This window comes from Aminobacter niigataensis (assembly GCF_014200015.1).
Taxonomy (GTDB): Bacteria; Pseudomonadota; Alphaproteobacteria; order Rhizobiales; family Rhizobiaceae; genus Aminobacter; species Aminobacter niigataensis.
In genome coordinates this window covers 207324-223447 of sequence record NZ_JACHOT010000005.1, presented here as the reverse complement: position 1 = coordinate 223447, position 16124 = coordinate 207324, and the positions used below count along the sequence as shown (strand labels likewise).

Genomic DNA, 16124 nt, shown 5'->3' with positions numbered 1-16124 from the left:
TGAAAGCCATGGAAATCTCAAGGCAAGCTCGCGCATCGGCCCGGAAATCGAAATCGATTTTCGGAAAGCACGATGCGCAGATTCAAGCTGGAGCGCCTTTGCGCGTCCAATCGGACGCGGGGCGCTCCGGAGCCAGCCTGCGGCTCGACGAATTGCTCGTCAGTCGCGGTTTCTTTGCCAGCCGATCGCGTGCCCGCGACGCGGTGGCGCGCGGGGCTGTGACCGTCGATGGCCAGCCGGCGAAGAAGCCCGGCCAGTCTGTTGCGGGCGACGTTGCCATTAAGGTCGACGACCCGGCGCAGACCTATGTCTCGCGCGCAGCACTGAAGCTGATCGCCGGGCTCGATCATTTCGGCTTCGACCCGGCAGAGCGGCAGGCGCTCGACATCGGTGCCTCGACCGGCGGCTTCACGCAGGTGCTTTTGGAACGCGGTGCGACCCATGTCGTGGCGATCGACGTCGGCCACGGCCAGATGGATGGGAAGCTGAAGGGCGATCCGCGTGTGACCTGCCTGGAAGGGCTCAACGCCCGCAACCTGGCGCGCGATGATCTCGGCGGAAGTCTGCCGGACTTTCTGGTCTCGGACGTGAGTTTCATCTCGCTGCGGCTGGCGCTGCCCAACGCGCTTGCACTTGCAGTGCCAGGCGCCAACGGCGTTTTCCTGGTCAAGCCGCAGTTCGAGGCCGGGCGCGAGGCGATCGGTAAGGGCGGCCTGCTCAGGAATGCTGACGACGGGCCGAAGATTGCCGAGGAACTGCGCCTTTGGCTCGATACCATTCCGGGCTGGCGGGCGCTCGGCATCTGCCCGTCGCCGCTCGAAGGCGGTGACGGCAACCGCGAATACTTGCTCGCTGGAGTGAAAGATCGATGACTGCACGGTTCGAGATTGCGCGGCTGGGCGCGCATGGCGACGGCGTCGTCGATGCCAATGGCGGGCATATCTTCATCCCCTTCGCTCTGCCCGGCGAGACGGTGACCGCCGCGCGCGAGAAGGATCGCGCACAGTTGCTAGCCGTGATCGAGGCTTCGCCGCAACGGGTCGAACCTGCCTGCCGCCATTTCACCGAATGCGGCGGCTGCGCCATCCAGCATCTTGAAGATGGCGCCTATCGCGACTGGAAACGTAGCCTGGTGGTGCACGCGTTGAAGGCGAGGGGCATCGAAGCTTCGGTCGGCGATCTTGTCGCCTGCCCGCCGCACAGCCGCCGCCGTGCCGCTTTTACCGCCCGCAACACCGAGACCGGCATTCATCTCGGCTACAACAAGGCTTTTTCCCACACCCTCGTCGATATCGAGGAATGTCCGGTGCTCCTGCCTGGTATCGTCGAGGCGGCCGGTATCCTGCGTCATCTCGCCGGGATCATCGCCAACACGTCGAAGCCTTTCAGGTTCCTGGTCACCTCGACGGAGACCGGTTTCGACGTGGCGGCCAGCGATTGCGGCAAGCCGACCGAGGCGATCCGCCGTGCGGCCACCGATTTCGTCATCAAGTCGAAGATCGCAAGGCTTTCCATCGACGGCGAGATCATCGTTGAGCCGGTCAAGCCGATGCTGACGTTCGGCACCGCGACGGTGACGCCGCCGACCGGCGGTTTCGTCCAGGCGGTAGCCGATGCCGAACAGGCGATGGCGTCGCTCGTGATCGGCCATCTGCGCAAGGCCAAGAGGGTCGCCGATCTGTTCTCCGGCAGCGGCACGTTTTCTCTGCAGCTGGCGACAAATTCGGAAGTGCACGCGGTCGAGGGCGATGCGTCGGCGCTGGCCGCGCTCGACAGGGGCTTCCGTTTTGCCTCCGGCCTGAAGCGCGTCACGGTAGAGCGGCGTGACCTCGATCGGCGCCCGCTGACCTTCAAGGAACTGAATGCCTTCGACGGCATCGCCTTCGATCCGCCGCGCGCCGGCGCCGAGGATCAGTGCAAGCAGATCGCCCGTTCGGACGTGCCCTATGTGGCTGCGGTGTCGTGCAATCCGGCGACACTGGCGCGGGATCTACGCATCCTCATCGACGGCGGGTACGCGCTGAAGAGCGTGACGCCGATCGACCAGTTCCTCTGGTCCCACCACGTCGAGGCGGTGGCGCTGCTGGAGAAGCCCAAGAAGCGGCGGTGAAGGCGCTCGTGGCCGAGCGCCTCGCCATAGTCAGACGCGCGTGCCGCCGACGGTCATCTGGTTCATCCTGAGATGCGGCTGGCCGACGCCGACCGGCACGCCCTGTCCGGCCTTGCCGCACATGCCGATGCCGGTGTCGAGCTTCATGTCGTTGCCGACCATCGTCACCCGATGCATCGCATCGGGGCCGTTGCCGATCAGCATGGCGCCCTTGATCGGCTGGGTCACCTTGCCGTCCTCGATCATGTAAGCCTCGGTGCAGCCGAACACGAACTTGCCTGAGGTGATGTCGACCTGGCCGCCGCCGAAGGAAACGGCGTAGATGCCGTTCTTGACCGAGGCGATGATCTCTTCCGGCGTCTTGTCGCCAGACGTCATGTAGGTGTTGGTCATGCGCGGCATCGGCTGGTGCGCATAGGATTCGCGGCGGCCGTTGCCGGTGGCGTTCATGCCCATCAGCCGCGCGTTCTGGCGGTCCTGCATGTAGCCGACGAGCTTGCCGTCTTCGATCAGCACGTTGCGGCCGCTCGGTGTGCCTTCGTCGTCGACGGTGATCGAACCGCGGCGTTCGGAAATGGTGCCGTCGTCGACGACGGTGACGCCCTTGGCCGCGACCTGCTGGCCCAACAGGCCGGCGAAGGCAGAGGTCTTCTTGCGGTTGAAGTCGCCTTCGAGGCCGTGGCCGACGGCTTCATGCAGCATGACGCCCGGCCAGCCGGAGGACAGCACGATGTCGAAGGTGCCGGCAGGGGCGGGGATCGCCTCGAGATTGACCAGCGCCTGGCGCAATGCCTCGGTCGCCGCATTCTTCCAGCTCTCGTCGGTCAGGAACTCGTCGAAGCTCTTGCGCCCGCCCATGCCATAGGAGCCGCTCTCCTGGCGGTCGCCATCGCCGACCACCACGGCGACGTTCATGCGCACCAGCGGGCGGATGTCGCGCACGACCTGGCCGTCGCCGCGCAGTATCTCGACATGCTGCCACGACGAGGCGAGCGATGCCGTCACCTGGCGGACGCGCGGGTCCTTGTCGCGCAGCCAGGCGTCGATTTGCTGCAGCAGCTTGGCCTTGGCCTCGAAAGAGGGCGACGAGATCGGGTTCTCTTCGCCGTAAAGATGACGGTTGGTGCGGGCCGGCGCTGCAGCCAATGTACCGGAATAGCCGCCCTTGACGGCCGAGACCGCGTCGGAGGCGCGCAGCAGGGCGGCTTCGGACAACTCGCTGGAATGGGCATAGCCGCTGGCTTCGCCGGCGACCGCGCGCAGGCCGAAACCCTGGTCGGTGTTGAAGCTGGCCGTCTTCAGCCGGCCATTGTCGAACATCAGCGCCTCACCTTCGCGATATTCGAGGAACAATTCGCCGTCGTCGGCGCCTTCGATCGTCTCGGCGACGATCTTGCGCACGCGGTCTTCAGTGATGTCGAACTGGCTGACGAGGTTCATGGCAGGGATCCCGGAGAGGTTTGAACCTGATGTAGGGCGGCTTGGACGTCATCGCAATCGTTAGCCTGGTCGGAGAGGCGAGGGATGCCGTATTCGCTGCTTTTGAAATACAATCCAGAGGTGTATAAATTGATGAGAGCAACCAAAAGGAGTATTGTGGTCGCTGCACTCAATCAGATCGGGCAGAATTGGGGGAGCAGATGGAAGAGTATGTTTTTATTCCGGATCATCGGTCCAGTGGCGAACAGTTGGTGGCTACGCTTCAGGCGGTAGTGGCCATCGATACGGAGTTGGATTTTCTGGCTGCGCCGGCCGGAGGGGCGTGGGGCGCCCTGCCCGTGGCGGTCAGGCCCATGGCTGAAGAAGCAATGACCCGCGGCCTGGAGATTCTGGAGGTCGTTCCGCAAAGCGGGGTCGCGCTGGTCAGGACCTCGATTGCGGGGCCAGCCCCAGCGGCAGTGGGTGGAACATTCCATCCCGTCGTGAACTACACGATGGCCGTGGCTGATGTTCGTGTCGGTCGACTTCGCCTGACCGGAAGCCTCGGTCCGTCCGGCGCCGAATTCTTTAGCATCGCCCTGCAGTCAGCCGGTACCAACAAACCCATCGGCAATGCGATTGCGACATTGGGACTGAAGAACGGCAGCCAGCAACTCACGGCAGTATCGGACAGCGCCGGGATTGTGCGGTTCGGACTGCGGGCAAAAGCGGTGATGGACGCGATGCTTGCCATCGAGCCTGGCTTTGCTGGCCATTGGGGATATCTCCAGCGGAAGGCAGACCTCGTCTCAGGCAGTGTGATTATGCTCGATCCGATCGATCTGGCTGGCTCGGCCGACAGTCTGAGGCATCTTCTTCCACCGGGACCTGCGGGCAGCGGCAGAGGAGTGGTTGTTGGGGTCGTGGACAGCGGCGTCGGGCCGCACAACCATCTCACCAACGTGGAAGGGGATGACGATTCGTCGATCGGCCACGGCACTCATGTCGCGGGCATCATCGCCGGCAATGGCGGAAACGGGTACGCAGGCGTGGCGCCGGGCGCAAGTATTCGCAGCTACAGGGTGTTCGACGATCCAGCCACGGGTATCGCGAGGAACTTCGAGATTCACCGGGCGATCGAGCAGGCGGTCGACGACGGATGCCATATCATCAACCTCAGCCTGAAGGCCGAACGGGAAGCCAGTCCGAGCCACGATGACAGGGTGCTGTCGCAGGCAATAGAGGATGCCGCCGAGCAGGGCGTTCTCGTCGTCGCCGCGGCTGGAAACGACTTTCGGCGCTTTGTGGCGTTTCCGGCCCGGCATCGGGATGCCATTGCGGTTTCGGCACTTGGCTGGGAACCTGGCCTGCCTGCCAACGCATACGACCGCTGGACGGTATCAAGCGACCGCGGCGACCCCGATCGTGACGTCTTCTTCGCCACCTTTTCCAATGAGGGGCATGCGCCCACCAGAATAGATCTCATCGGTCCGGGGGCAGGCGTAGTATCCACCGTGCCGGGCGACCAATATGCGCCGATGAGCGGTACATCGATGGCATGTCCGGCAATGACGGGTGCGATTGCACGGATATTGTCAGCCAATCCTGCCGTCCTGACGATGCCGCCCACCAGGGCGCGTTATCAGGCCATGAGGCAACTGGCCTTCGCAAGCCTGCGCAAGCATGGCTTCGGTGCAATCCGCGAGGGTGGCGGCATGATCATCTGACGGCCGGCGTCCGCGGGTTGCGCTGCCGGAGCGGCGCCCTATATCCTCAGGCAACGACGCGAGATTGATCGTGGCGCTGGAGTGCTGACGCGTGGAAAAGCTGGTTTTGATCATTGGCAAGGTTGCGAGGGATGCGGCGCAGGTGGCGAGCGAGATCGACAGCCTGCCCGGCATCTCGGTGACGTCCCGGTCGCGGTCGATGATCGATGTGGAGGTCTCGGAACCTTCCGCAGCCGAGGCACTGCGCAGCTATGCAGGCCGGCACGGCTTCGAAGTCGAACCGATGTCCGAAGCCCAGCTCATAGAGCCGATCTCGCCGTTCAAGGCGCGTTGAGGCGCTGGATCTAGAGCGTCGTAACGCGCGAGATTACGGCAGCGCGGCGAAACCTTCACCGAAACCGTTGAGATCGACCGGAATGCCGATGCCTTCCTCGGGCGTCTGGAAGACGATGAAGGTGGCCGCCTTGCCGGTCTTCAGCGTGTCGAGCAGCGGCTTGTCGAGGATCACTTCGGCATAGCAGCCGTCCTGGAAGCAGCGCACGAAATAGGCGCGGCCGATATCCTTCTGGTCGACGTTGAGGCCAAGGCCGTTGGGCAGGAGCACGCCGAGCGGCGCGAGCACGCGCAGGATTTCGGCCTTGTTGTCGGCGGTGCGCAGGATGACCACCGAGAGCCCCATCTCGGGGCGGTCTTCGGCGATGACGTTCTGCATCATCACGCATTGTTCGTTGGTGGCGCCCGCAGGCGTGTCGCAGATGATCGACCACGCGCCATGGGTGGACTTGACCGTGCCGCTCTGCTGCGCGCCGGCCTGCATGGGAGCCAGGCAGACAGCGGCGACCAACACCTTGGCCAAGGTTTTCAAAAGCCCAGACTTCATGACGGCTCCATTGCGAATCACGACAATTTAGGTCGTGCCGGCAGCAAGTAAATAACAAGAGGGCGCCTTCGCCATCCCGCAATCTTAGGTTTTCCAGACATTCGAGTTCAATTTTGCTCGAATTGCGACGACTTTTGAGCGCATGCCAGCACCCTGCGGACGACTGCCCCGCCTCGATGCATTCATCAACTAGCGCCAAACGGGCCCAAGCGCCAGCCTTGCCGCCTGCGCGCAAAAATGCCGCATGAGTTCCGCCTCTGCTTCCTTGCGGTTACAAAGAGAGTATGGTTTGAACCTCCGAACGTCTCTGGGATTCCCGTCCCGGAGCGGCACGATGTCCTTGCGGCCAAGACCGCATGGAAATGGGAGATACTGAGGGTGATGAGAAAGATCCTTGCTAGCGCCGTCGCGGCGACTGCTTCCTTTGCCAGCGCCGCGGCCTATGCGGCGCAGCCGGTAGAATGGCAGACCACATTCCAGCCGGCCGCGACCGGCATCATGGAACAGATCACCTGGTTCGAGCGCTACACGCTGTGGTTCATCGTTCCGATCACGCTCTTCGTTCTGTTCCTGCTGGCCTATTGCATCTGGCGGTTCCGGGCGAGCGCCAATCCTGTGCCTTCGCGCACCAGCCACAACACGCTGATCGAGGTCGTCTGGACCGTCGGTCCGGTTGTGATCCTGCTGTTCCTGGCCATTCCGTCCTTCCAGCTTCTGACCGCGCAGTATTCGCCTGTCGAGGAGCCGAAGCTGACGATCAAGGCGACCGGCAACCAGTGGAACTGGGATTACGAATACCAGACGGAAGAGCCGCTTTCGTTCAATGCGGCGATGCTTTCGGAAAAGCCCGAAGAGCGTAAGGCTGCCGGCAAGGAAGACAGGGGTGCCTATCCGCGCCTTCTCGCCGTCGACAACGAAGTGGTCGTGCCTGTCGGTCAGGTCGTCCGCGTGCTGGTCACCGCATCGGACGTGATTCACGCCTTCGCCATGCCGGCCTTCGGTATCAAGGTCGACGCCGTTCCAGGCCGTATCAACGAGACCTGGTTCAAGGCTGACAAGGAAGGCCTGTATTATGGCCAGTGTTCCGAGCTTTGCGGCAAGGACCACGCCTACATGCCGATCGCAATCCGCGTCGTCAGCGACGCACAGTATACGACGTGGCTGGCTGCCGCGAGGACCGACTTGCCGGGTGCCAACAAGGCGCTGATGGCCGAGACGGACGGTGCGGCCAAGGTCGCGGCCGCCGGCAACTGAGCCGCGGCGAATTAGGGATCAGGGAACGGAGCGGAACATGGCAGGCGCTGCAGCTCACGACCATCACGACCACAAGCCGAAGGGCTGGGTCCGGTGGGTGTACTCGACCAACCACAAAGATATCGGAACGCTTTACCTGATCTTCGCGATCATGGCAGGCTGCGTCGGCGGCTTCCTGTCCGTCATGATGCGCTGGGAACTGGCCGAGCCAGGCATCCAGATTTTCCACGGCTTGGCCTCGATGGTCTACGGCGTCGAAGGCGATGCCGCGATCGACGCCGGCAAGAGCATGTTCAACGCGTTCACCACCGCGCATGGCCTGGTCATGATCTTCTTCATGGTCATGCCGGCGCTGATCGGCGGCTTTGCCAACTGGATGGTGCCGATCATGATCGGTGCGCCTGACATGGCGTTCCCGCGCATGAACAACATCTCGTTCTGGCTGCTTCCGCCTGCCTTCATCCTGCTCGTCATCTCGGCCTTCATGCCGAGCGCGCCGGGTGCGCATGGCGTGGGTGGCGGCTGGACGATCTACCCGCCGCTGTCGACCTCGGGCCAGCCCGGGCCTGCGATGGATCTCGCGATCTTGTCGCTGCACATCGCCGGCGCCTCGTCGATCCTCGGTGCGATCAACTTCATCACCACGATCTTCAACATGCGCGCTCCGGGCATGACGCTGCACAAGATGCCGCTGTTTGCCTGGTCGGTGCTGATCACCGCCTTCCTGCTGCTGCTGTCGCTGCCGGTTCTGGCTGGTGGCATCACCATGCTGCTGACCGATCGCAACTTCGGCACGGCCTTCTTCGCACCTGAAGGCGGCGGCGACCCGATCCTGTTCCAGCACCTGTTCTGGTTCTTCGGTCACCCCGAGGTGTACATCCTGATCCTGCCGGGCTTCGGCATCGTCAGCCACATCGTCTCGACCTTCTCGCGCAAGCCGATCTTCGGTTACCTGGGCATGGCCTACGCCATGGTCGCCATCGGTGCCGTTGGCTTCGTCGTGTGGGCCCACCACATGTACACCACCGGCATCTCGCTCGACACGCAGCGCTACTTCGTCTTCGCCACGATGGTCATCGCGGTTCCGACAGGCGTGAAGATCTTCTCGTGGGTTGCCACCATGTGGGGCGGCTCCATTTCGATGAAGCCGCCGATGCTGTGGGCGATCGGCTTCATCTTCCTGTTCACCGTCGGTGGCGTCACCGGCGTGCAACTGGCCAATGCCGGCCTCGATCGTTCGCTCCACGACACCTACTACGTCGTCGCGCACTTCCATTACGTGCTGTCGCTGGGTGCGGTGTTCGCGATCTTTGCGGCCTGGTACTACTGGTTCCCGAAGATGACCGGCTACATGTACTCGTCGGCCATCGCCAACACCCACTTCTGGGTGACGTTCGTCGGCGTGAACCTGGTCTTCTTCCCGCAGCACTTCCTCGGTCTCGCCGGCATGCCGCGCCGCTACATCGACTATCCCGATGCATATGCCGGCTGGAACATGGTGTCGTCATACGGCTCCTATATCTCCGCCGTCGGCGTGCTGATCTTCCTGTTCGGCGTCTTCGAAGCCTTCTCCAAGAAGCGCGTCGCCGGTGCCAGCCCATGGGGCGAGGGTGCGACCACGCTCGAATGGCAGCTGCCTTCGCCGCCGCCCTTCCACCAGTGGGAACAGCTGCCGAAGATCAAGTAAGGCACTGACTGAACCACGAAGCCGCCGGCCCGACCGGCGGTTTCGGCCAAACGGAACGACTGGACGTAAGTACGCATGGCCCTTGTCCACAACCGGTTTGAAGACCAGACCTTCCGCATGTCGGAGGCAACTGCGGGCGATTTCTTCGCCCTGCTGAAGCCCCGCGTCATGTCGCTGGTCGTCTTCACGGCCTTTGTCGGCATGGTTGCCGCGCCCGTCACCATCAACCCGTTCCTCGCCGTCGTGGCGATCCTTGCGATCGCCATCGGCGCCGGCGCCTCGGGCGCGCTCAACATGTGGTACGACGCCGATATCGACGCTGTCATGACACGCACCGTCAACCGGCCGGTTCCTTCCGGCAAGGTGACGCCGCACGAGGCGCTGACCTTCGGCCTGGTGCTGTCGGTCCTGTCGGTGATGACGCTGGGCGTCCTCGTCAACTGGCTGTCGGCGGCGCTGCTCGCCTTCACCATCTTCTTCTACGCCGTCGTCTACACGATGTGGCTCAAGCGCTGGACGCCGCAGAACATCGTTATCGGTGGCGCGGCCGGCGCGCTGCCACCGATGATCGGCTGGGCTGCCGTGACCGGCGCCATAAGCTTCGAGAGCGTCGTGCTCTTCCTCATCACCTTCCTGTGGACGCCGCCTCACTTCTGGGCGCTGGCCCTGTTCAAGTCGCAGGACTATGAGCGCGCCGGCATCCCGATGATGCCGAACGTCGCCGGCGAGGCCTCGACCCGCCGCCAGATCTTTGCCTACTCTTTGCTGCTCGCGCCAGTCGGCGTGGCGCCATGGCTGCTCGGCTACACCACAATCGGCTACGGCGTCGTTTCGCTGGCGCTCGGCATCGGCTTTGTCTGGTACGCCTGGAAGGTGCTGCGCATGTCCGACAGCGACCGGGTGATGAAGCCGGCCAAGGCGCTGTTCGGCTATTCGCTACTTTACCTGTTCGTGATCTTTGCGGCTTATCTGGCCGACAGCGTCATCGAGCGTGTGTTTGCGCTTGGAGGTGCATGATGTCGGATGACAATCTGGTAACGCTCACGGACAAGCAGAAGAAGGCGCGCCGCAGCCGCAACATCGCCATCGGCCTGGCACTGGCGGCACTCGTTATCATCTTCTATCTCGCGACGATCGCGAAGTTCGGCCCGGCAATCCTGGATCGGCCGCTATGAGCGAAAGCATGCCCACCGAAACGCAGCCCGTAGACCCGAAGAAGCAGCGCTCCAACCGGATGGTTGCGGGCATGTGCATCGCCTTTGTCGGCGGCATGGTCGGCATGGCCTATGCGGCGGTGCCGCTCTACGCCATGTTCTGCCAGATCACCGGTTACGGCGGCACGACGCAGCGCGTCGAGCAGTATTCCGACAAGATCCTGGACCGGACGATCACCGTCCGTTTCGACGCCAACACTTCAGGCGGGTTGCCTTGGGATTTCAAGCCGGTGGCGCGCGACGTCCAGATCAAGATCGGCGAGACGACGCAGATCCACTACGAGGCAAAGAACACCTTCGATGTGCCGACCCAGGGCCGCGCGACGTTCAATGTCACGCCCGATCTCGCCGGCGCATACTTCAACAAGGTCGAGTGCTTCTGCTTCACCGATACCACGCTGAAGCCGGGCGAGACGCTCGACATGCCGGTCGTCTTCTTTGTCGATCCGGAAATCGTCAATGTGCCTGAACTCAAGGACATCAAGACGATCACCTTGTCCTATACCTTTTTCCCGATTGAGGGGGAAAAGCCCGTAGCTGCCGCGCCCAAGGTCGACGGCGAAACGAAAATTATTAATTCCGACGGAAAAGCCGGGGGCTGATATGGCAGACGCGCACGCCAAACATCACGATTACCACATCATTGATCCAAGTCCGTGGCCGTTCCTCGGCTCGCTGGGCGCGCTCATCATGGCGTTCGGCGGTGTCGCCTGGATGCAGCACATGAAGGGCGCCGAGTTCCCGATCTTCGGCTTCAACGTCGCGAACGCCAATTACTGGATCTTCGCGATCGGCCTGCTGGTCGTGCTCTACACGATGTACGGCTGGTGGTCGGACACGATCAAGGAAGGCAACGAAGGCCATCACACGCGCGTCGTGTCGCTGCACCTGCGCTACGGCATGATCATGTTCATCGCCTCCGAGGTGATGTTCTTCGTCGCCTGGTTCTGGGCCTTCTTCGACGCCAGCCTGTTCCCGGGCGAGGCCACTCAGCAGGTCATGCGCGCAGAGTTTACCGGTGGCGTGTGGCCGCCCAAGGGGATCGAGATCCTCGATCCGTTCCACCTGCCGCTCTACAACACCATCATCCTGCTCCTGTCGGGTACGGCTGTGACCTGGGCACACCACGCCCTGCTGCACGGTGACCGCAAGGGCCTGGTCAACGGCCTTGCCATCACGGTTGCGCTCGGCATCCTGTTCTCGTTCGTCCAAGCCTACGAGTACATTCACGCTCCGTTCGCGTTCAAGGACTCGATCTACGGCGCGACCTTCTTCATGGCGACGGGCTTCCACGGCTTCCACGTCATCATCGGCACGATCTTCCTGCTGGTGTGCCTGTTCCGTGCGATGGGCGGTGCCTTCACGCCGAAGCAGCATTTCGGCTTCGAGGCTGCTGCCTGGTACTGGCACTTCGTCGACGTGGTATGGCTGTTCCTGTTCGCCTCGATCTACATCTGGGGTTCGGTAGGCGGCACCATCGCTCACTGATATCCTGATTTTTCGAACAAGGCGGTCGCGGCAACGCGGCCGCCTTCTCTTTTTGGGCGCTTTCTTGCGCCAAGCATCCGGCATGTTGATCAGCCGCTTCGCTTTTCCTTGGATCGTCTTGATCGCCTCGGTGACCTCGGCCCGCGCCGATGCCGTAGATCTGGTCCGGGTCGACAAGTCGGACCGCTTGATGGAACTGATGTCCGGCGAGAAGATCGTGCGCAGCTATGCGGTGGCGCTCGGTGCCAATCCGGTTGGCCACAAGCGCCAGGAGGGCGACGAACGCACGCCTGAAGGGCGCTACGTTCTTGACTGGCGCAATCCCGAAAGCGCCTTCACCAAGTCGATCCACATTTCCTATCCCAACGCCAACGACAAGGCTGCGGCAATGAGGGCAGGTGTCGATCCCGGCGGAATGATTATGATCCACGGCCAGTCCAAGGGTTTCGGCTGGTGGTCCTGGCTGATGCAGATGTTCGACTGGACGAATGGCTGTATCGCCGTTACCGACGAGGACATGGCGGAGATTTGGCAGATGGTCGAAAACGGCACTCCCATCGAGATAAATCCATGAGCGAAGACAAGGCGATCTGGCCGCCGGTCGAGCCGATAGCTGCCGGGCTCAAGGGGCGTTGTCCGCGCTGCGGCGAAGGCAAGCTGTTTTCCAGCTTCCTGACGGTCGGCAAGCAATGCGGCGTGTGCCGGCTAGACTATTCCTTTGCCGATGCGGGCGACGGGCCCGCAGTCTTCGTCATTCTGATCATTGGCTTCGTCGTTGTCGGCCTGGCGTTGTGGATGGAGGTTTCGCTGGCGCCGCCGCTGTGGCTCCACCTGCTGCTCTGGATACCGCTGACCCTCATACTCAGCCTCGGCTCGCTCCGCTTGATCAAGGGTGTGCTGATCACCTTGCAGTACAGCAACAAGGCCGCTGAAGGGCGCCTGGACAAAGACCAATGACCGAACAGAATACCTTGCCTGCCCCGGCGCGCCGCTCCGGGTATGTGTTGATGCTGGTACTTGGCACCATGTCGTTCGCGTTGCTGATCGCGCTTGGCAGCTGGCAGGTGCAGCGGCTGTACTGGAAAGAGGAACTGCTCGCCCAGATAACCGAACGGACGCAATCGCCGCCGCTGCCACTGGCGGAGATGGAAGTTAAGTACCGCGCTACAGGCGATGTCGACTACTGGCCGGTGACGCTTTCGGGAACGTTCGAGCATTCCGGCGAGCGGCATTTCCTTGCTACCTGGCAAGGCCAGTCGGGCTTTCATGTCTATGCCCCGCTCAAGCTGGACGATGGACGCTACGTCCTGGTGAACCGTGGCTTCGTTCCGTACGACTTCAAGGATGCGGCCAAGCGGCCGGTGGGTCAGGTTACTGGCCCCGTCAGCATTGCCGGCCTTGCGCGCAATCCGCTCGAGGGCAAGCCGGGTTCGCTGGTGCCCGACAACGACCTCAAGAAGAACGTCTTCTACTGGAAGGACCTCGGTGTCATGGCGAAAACGGCGGGGCTGCCAGCGGACGCGGTGGTGCTGCCCTTCTTCGTCGATGCCGACAAGACGGCCAACCCGGGTGGCTTGCCGGTGGGCGGCGTTACCATGGTCGAGATGCCGAACAATCATCTGCAATATGCGGTCACCTGGTACGGGCTGGCGGCGGCACTGCTGGGCGTCATGGGCTTCTGGTTGCTGCGGCGGCCGGAAGGCAAATGACCACCAGTGCATGACCCCGAAAATCGAAATCGATTTTCGGAAAGGATCATGCACAACTTCATAGTGCTACAGCGTCTCTTGCGCGTCCAAGGCGGCGCGCGGCGCTGTAGTCGCCCTTGACAGCATAGGGGCGCAGACATCATTTCGGCACTGAACAAAGAACCGGATCACATGCCCCAGACTTCCGCAAAACCGCCCCTGACCATCAGGCTTTGCCAGCCGCGCGGCTTTTGCGCAGGCGTCGACCGCGCCATCCAGATCGTCGTGCTGGCGCTCAAGAAATACGGGGCGCCTGTCTATGTGCGCCACGAGATCGTGCACAATCGCTACGTCGTCGAAGGGTTGCAGAACCTGGGTGCCGTCTTCATCGAAGAACTGAGCGAAATCCCCGACGACCACCACGATGCGCCTGTCGTGTTCTCAGCCCATGGCGTGCCGAAGTCGGTGCCGGCGGACGCGGTGGCGCGCAACCTGTTCTATCTCGATGCGACCTGCCCGCTGGTCTCCAAGGTGCACAAGCAGGCCATGCGCCACCAGCGCAAGGGACGTCACGTGCTGCTGATCGGTCATGCCGGGCACCCGGAGGTGATCGGTACCATGGGGCAACTGCACGAAGACGCCGTGACACTGATCGAGACCGAGGCAGACGTCCGGAACTTCACGCCAGCTGATCCAGCGGCACTCGGCTTTGTCACCCAGACGACGCTCTCGGTGGAAGACACCGCAGGTATCCTCAAGGCACTGCAGGAGAAGTTTCCGGAGATGCAGGCGCCTGCCGCCGAATCGATCTGCTATGCCACCACAAACCGCCAGGAAGCGGTGAAGGAAACGGCTCCCGGCGCCGACCTCTATCTCGTCGTCGGTGCGCCGAACTCGTCCAATTCGCGCCGCCTCGTCGAAGTTGCCGAGCGGGCAGGGGCCAGGATGTCGCTGCTGGTTCAGCGCGCGTCGGAGATCCCGTGGAACGACATCGGCGGCATCGCTACGCTGGGCCTCTCGGCGGGCGCTTCGGCGCCGGAGATCATCGTCGACGAAATCATCAATGCGTTCCGCGAACGCTTCGAGGTGAACGTGGAACTCGCCGTCACGGCGACCGAGACGGAGGACTTTCCTGTGATGCGGGTATTGCGCGACGTCGAGCTGACGCCGGCCGACATGGCCTTCGTCAACGGAAACGCCTGATGGCTGTCTATACCGATGTCGGCGAGGGTGAGCTCGAGGCGTTCCTACGCAACTATCCGGTTGGCGAACTGCTGTCCTACAAGGGCATCGCCGAGGGTACCGAAAACACCAACTTCCTGCTGCATACGACGACAGGTTCGTACATCCTGACGCTCTATGAAAAGCGGGTCGAGAAGTCCGACCTGCCGTTTTTCCTCGGCCTGATGCAGCATCTCGCCCACAAGGGCCTGTCCTGCCCGCTGCCCGTTGATGGCAAGGACGGCAATGTCATCGGCACGCTCGCCGGCCGGCCGGCCGTCATCATCACTTTCCTCGAAGGCATGTGGCTGCGCCGACCTCAGGTCGTGCATTGCCGCGAGGTCGGCAGGGCGTTGGCCGAACTGCACATCGCCGGCCAGGACTTTGCCATGACGCGGCCGAACGCGCTCGCCATCGACGGCTGGCGCAAGCTCTGGGACGCAGCACATCCGCGCGCCGACGAGGTTGAGCCCGGCCTTGCCAGGGAGGTCGATGCGGACTTTGCCGAGCTCGAGAAGAACTGGCCGAAAGATCTGCCCTCCGGCGTCATCCACGCCGATTTGTTCCCCGACAACGTCTTCTTCCTTGGCGACAGGCTGTCGGGCCTGATCGATTTCTATTTTGCCTGCAACGACCTCTACGCCTACGACCTCGCCACCTGCCTCAATGCCTGGTGCTTCGAGAAGGACTTTTCCTTCAACCTGACCAAGGGCACGGCACTTCTCGACGGTTACCAGAGCGTCCGGCCGTTGAGCGAAGCCGAGAAGGCGGCACTGCCCATCCTGGCGCGTGGCTCGGCCCTGCGCTTCATGCTGACGAGGCTGTACGACTGGCTGACGGTGCCGGATGGCGGGTTGGTCATGAAGCGCGACCCTTCGGAATACATACGCCGCATGCGTTTCCACAGGACGATCAAGTCTGCGCAGGAATACGGACTGAAATGAAGCAAGTTGAAATTTTCACCGATGGCGCCTGCTCGGGCAATCCGGGTCCGGGCGGTTGGGGCGCGATCATGCGCTACAAGGCCAAGGTCAAGGAGCTGTCGGGCGGCGAGGCCGAGACCACCAACAACCGCATGGAACTGCTGGCTGCCATCTCCGCCTTGAACTCTCTCAAGGAGCCGTGCGAGATCGACCTGCACACGGACAGCAAATACGTCATGGACGGGATCTCGAAGTGGATCCACGGCTGGAAGAAGAACGGCTGGAAGACCGCCGACAAGAAGCCGGTGAAGAACGGCGAGCTGTGGCAGGCGCTGGACGAGGCCAACAGGCGCCACAAGGTGACCTGGCACTGGGTCAAGGGCCATGCCGGCCATCCCGAGAACGAACGCGCCGACGAACTGGCGCGCGAGGGCATGGCGCCGTTCAAGAACGGCCGCAAGGCATAGGCCTGGGCTGCTGCCAGGCCTGAGTGGGGCGCGCCGCCTGAAGGCA

Annotated in this window: 18 protein-coding genes; 16 read left to right on the top strand and 2 right to left on the bottom strand. The window is 62.7% G+C overall.

Annotated features, from left to right (window positions below):
* Positions 1-98 precede the first annotated feature (98 nt).
* Both GGQ99_RS18410 and GGQ99_RS18405 read left to right on the top strand, forming a co-directional pair.
* Positions 99-872, top strand: a complete 774-nt coding sequence (locus tag GGQ99_RS18410; RefSeq protein ID WP_246389649.1) for a TlyA family RNA methyltransferase — start codon at positions 99-101, stop codon at positions 870-872.
* Entirely contained in the window at positions 869-2110 is a 1242-nt protein-coding gene (locus tag GGQ99_RS18405; protein WP_183263642.1) for a class I SAM-dependent RNA methyltransferase, read from the top strand. The genes GGQ99_RS18410 and GGQ99_RS18405 overlap by 4 nt, the downstream gene beginning before the upstream one ends.
* A gap of 30 nt (positions 2111-2140) precedes the next feature.
* Here GGQ99_RS18405 and tldD read toward each other — a convergent pair whose 3' ends face one another.
* A complete protein-coding gene (gene tldD, locus GGQ99_RS18400; RefSeq protein WP_183263641.1) occupies positions 2141-3550 on the bottom strand; it encodes a metalloprotease TldD in 1410 nt (469 codons plus the stop codon).
* Positions 3551-3750: 200 nt separating this feature from the next.
* Between tldD and GGQ99_RS18395 the strand changes: the two genes are divergently transcribed.
* Both GGQ99_RS18395 and GGQ99_RS18390 read left to right on the top strand, forming a co-directional pair.
* On the top strand, positions 3751-5256 hold the full coding sequence (locus tag GGQ99_RS18395) for a S8 family peptidase (RefSeq protein ID WP_183263640.1): 1506 nt from the start codon (positions 3751-3753) through the stop codon (positions 5254-5256).
* Between the two features lie 91 nt (positions 5257-5347).
* Positions 5348-5590: a hypothetical protein gene (locus GGQ99_RS18390; protein ID WP_183263639.1), complete on the top strand. Its 243-nt coding sequence runs from the start codon at positions 5348-5350 to the stop codon at positions 5588-5590.
* Between the two features lie 33 nt (positions 5591-5623).
* Here GGQ99_RS18390 and GGQ99_RS18385 read toward each other — a convergent pair whose 3' ends face one another.
* Positions 5624-6136: an invasion associated locus B family protein gene (locus tag GGQ99_RS18385; protein ID WP_055978304.1), complete on the bottom strand. Its 513-nt coding sequence runs from the start codon at positions 6134-6136 to the stop codon at positions 5624-5626.
* A gap of 381 nt (positions 6137-6517) precedes the next feature.
* Between GGQ99_RS18385 and coxB the strand changes: the two genes are divergently transcribed.
* The 12 genes from coxB to rnhA all read left to right on the top strand — a co-directional run bounded on the left by coxB (position 6518) and on the right by rnhA (position 16078).
* Positions 6518-7390, top strand: coding sequence for a cytochrome c oxidase subunit II (coxB, locus tag GGQ99_RS18380; RefSeq protein ID WP_108608950.1), 873 nt, complete (start codon positions 6518-6520; stop codon positions 7388-7390).
* A 37-nt stretch (positions 7391-7427) separates the two neighbouring features.
* A complete protein-coding gene (gene ctaD, locus GGQ99_RS18375; RefSeq protein ID WP_108608949.1) occupies positions 7428-9077 on the top strand; it encodes a cytochrome c oxidase subunit I in 1650 nt (549 codons plus the stop codon).
* Positions 9078-9152: 75 nt separating this feature from the next.
* Complete coding sequence (locus tag GGQ99_RS18370; RefSeq protein WP_183263638.1) at positions 9153-10094, top strand: heme o synthase; 942 nt, start codon at positions 9153-9155, stop codon at positions 10092-10094.
* Entirely contained in the window at positions 10094-10252 is a 159-nt protein-coding gene (locus GGQ99_RS18365) for a hypothetical protein (RefSeq protein ID WP_183263637.1), read from the top strand. Before GGQ99_RS18370 ends, GGQ99_RS18365 begins: the two co-directional genes overlap by 1 nt.
* A gap of 8 nt (positions 10253-10260) precedes the next feature.
* On the top strand, positions 10261-10893 hold the full coding sequence (locus GGQ99_RS18360; RefSeq protein WP_183263636.1) for a cytochrome c oxidase assembly protein: 633 nt from the start codon (positions 10261-10263) through the stop codon (positions 10891-10893).
* 1 nt (position 10894) lies between these two features.
* Entirely contained in the window at positions 10895-11779 is an 885-nt protein-coding gene (locus tag GGQ99_RS18355; RefSeq protein WP_108608947.1) for a cytochrome c oxidase subunit 3, read from the top strand.
* A gap of 82 nt (positions 11780-11861) precedes the next feature.
* Entirely contained in the window at positions 11862-12353 is a 492-nt protein-coding gene (locus GGQ99_RS18350; RefSeq protein WP_183263635.1) for a L,D-transpeptidase family protein, read from the top strand.
* Positions 12350-12736 (top strand): DUF983 domain-containing protein, encoded by a 387-nt coding sequence (locus GGQ99_RS18345; RefSeq protein ID WP_183263634.1) that lies wholly within the window; start codon positions 12350-12352, stop codon positions 12734-12736. Before GGQ99_RS18350 ends, GGQ99_RS18345 begins: the two co-directional genes overlap by 4 nt.
* A 50-nt stretch (positions 12737-12786) precedes the next feature.
* Positions 12787-13488, top strand: a complete 702-nt coding sequence (locus GGQ99_RS18340) for an SURF1 family protein (protein WP_406873961.1) — start codon at positions 12787-12789, stop codon at positions 13486-13488.
* 171 nt (positions 13489-13659) lie between these two features.
* Entirely contained in the window at positions 13660-14670 is a 1011-nt protein-coding gene (gene ispH, locus GGQ99_RS18335; RefSeq protein WP_183263633.1) for a 4-hydroxy-3-methylbut-2-enyl diphosphate reductase, read from the top strand.
* A complete protein-coding gene (locus GGQ99_RS18330; protein WP_108608943.1) occupies positions 14670-15632 on the top strand; it encodes a homoserine kinase in 963 nt (320 codons plus the stop codon). Before ispH ends, GGQ99_RS18330 begins: the two co-directional genes overlap by 1 nt.
* Positions 15629-16078 carry a ribonuclease HI gene (gene rnhA / locus GGQ99_RS18325; protein ID WP_108608942.1) on the top strand — a complete coding sequence of 150 codons (450 nt, stop codon included), beginning with the start codon at positions 15629-15631 and terminating at the stop codon, positions 16076-16078. Before GGQ99_RS18330 ends, rnhA begins: the two co-directional genes overlap by 4 nt.
* Positions 16079-16124 lie beyond the last annotated feature (46 nt).

What these genes read in the sequence shown, in the direction of transcription:
- GGQ99_RS18350 (WP_183263635.1), top strand. Translation starts at nt 11,862, where the DNA reads ATGTTGATCAGCCGCTTCGCTTTTCCTTGGATCGTCTTGATCGCCTCG.
- GGQ99_RS18395 (WP_183263640.1), top strand. Translation starts at nt 3,751, where the DNA reads ATGGAAGAGTATGTTTTTATTCCGGATCATCGGTCCAGTGGCGAACAG.
- GGQ99_RS18385 (WP_055978304.1), bottom strand. Translation starts at nt 6,136, where the DNA reads ATGAAGTCTGGGCTTTTGAAAACCTTGGCCAAGGTGTTGGTCGCCGCT.
- GGQ99_RS18365 (WP_183263637.1), top strand. Translation starts at nt 10,094, where the DNA reads ATGTCGGATGACAATCTGGTAACGCTCACGGACAAGCAGAAGAAGGCG.
- GGQ99_RS18355 (WP_108608947.1), top strand. Translation starts at nt 10,895, where the DNA reads ATGGCAGACGCGCACGCCAAACATCACGATTACCACATCATTGATCCA.
- coxB (WP_108608950.1), top strand. Translation starts at nt 6,518, where the DNA reads ATGAGAAAGATCCTTGCTAGCGCCGTCGCGGCGACTGCTTCCTTTGCC.
- rnhA (WP_108608942.1), top strand. Translation starts at nt 15,629, where the DNA reads ATGAAGCAAGTTGAAATTTTCACCGATGGCGCCTGCTCGGGCAATCCG.
- ispH (WP_183263633.1), top strand. Translation starts at nt 13,660, where the DNA reads ATGCCCCAGACTTCCGCAAAACCGCCCCTGACCATCAGGCTTTGCCAG.
- GGQ99_RS18345 (WP_183263634.1), top strand. Translation starts at nt 12,350, where the DNA reads ATGAGCGAAGACAAGGCGATCTGGCCGCCGGTCGAGCCGATAGCTGCC.
- ctaD (WP_108608949.1), top strand. Translation starts at nt 7,428, where the DNA reads ATGGCAGGCGCTGCAGCTCACGACCATCACGACCACAAGCCGAAGGGC.
- GGQ99_RS18330 (WP_108608943.1), top strand. Translation starts at nt 14,670, where the DNA reads ATGGCTGTCTATACCGATGTCGGCGAGGGTGAGCTCGAGGCGTTCCTA.
- GGQ99_RS18340 (WP_406873961.1), top strand. Translation starts at nt 12,787, where the DNA reads ATGCTGGTACTTGGCACCATGTCGTTCGCGTTGCTGATCGCGCTTGGC.
- GGQ99_RS18360 (WP_183263636.1), top strand. Translation starts at nt 10,261, where the DNA reads ATGCCCACCGAAACGCAGCCCGTAGACCCGAAGAAGCAGCGCTCCAAC.
- GGQ99_RS18405 (WP_183263642.1), top strand. Translation starts at nt 869, where the DNA reads ATGACTGCACGGTTCGAGATTGCGCGGCTGGGCGCGCATGGCGACGGC.
- tldD (WP_183263641.1), bottom strand. Translation starts at nt 3,550, where the DNA reads ATGAACCTCGTCAGCCAGTTCGACATCACTGAAGACCGCGTGCGCAAG.
- GGQ99_RS18370 (WP_183263638.1), top strand. Translation starts at nt 9,153, where the DNA reads ATGGCCCTTGTCCACAACCGGTTTGAAGACCAGACCTTCCGCATGTCG.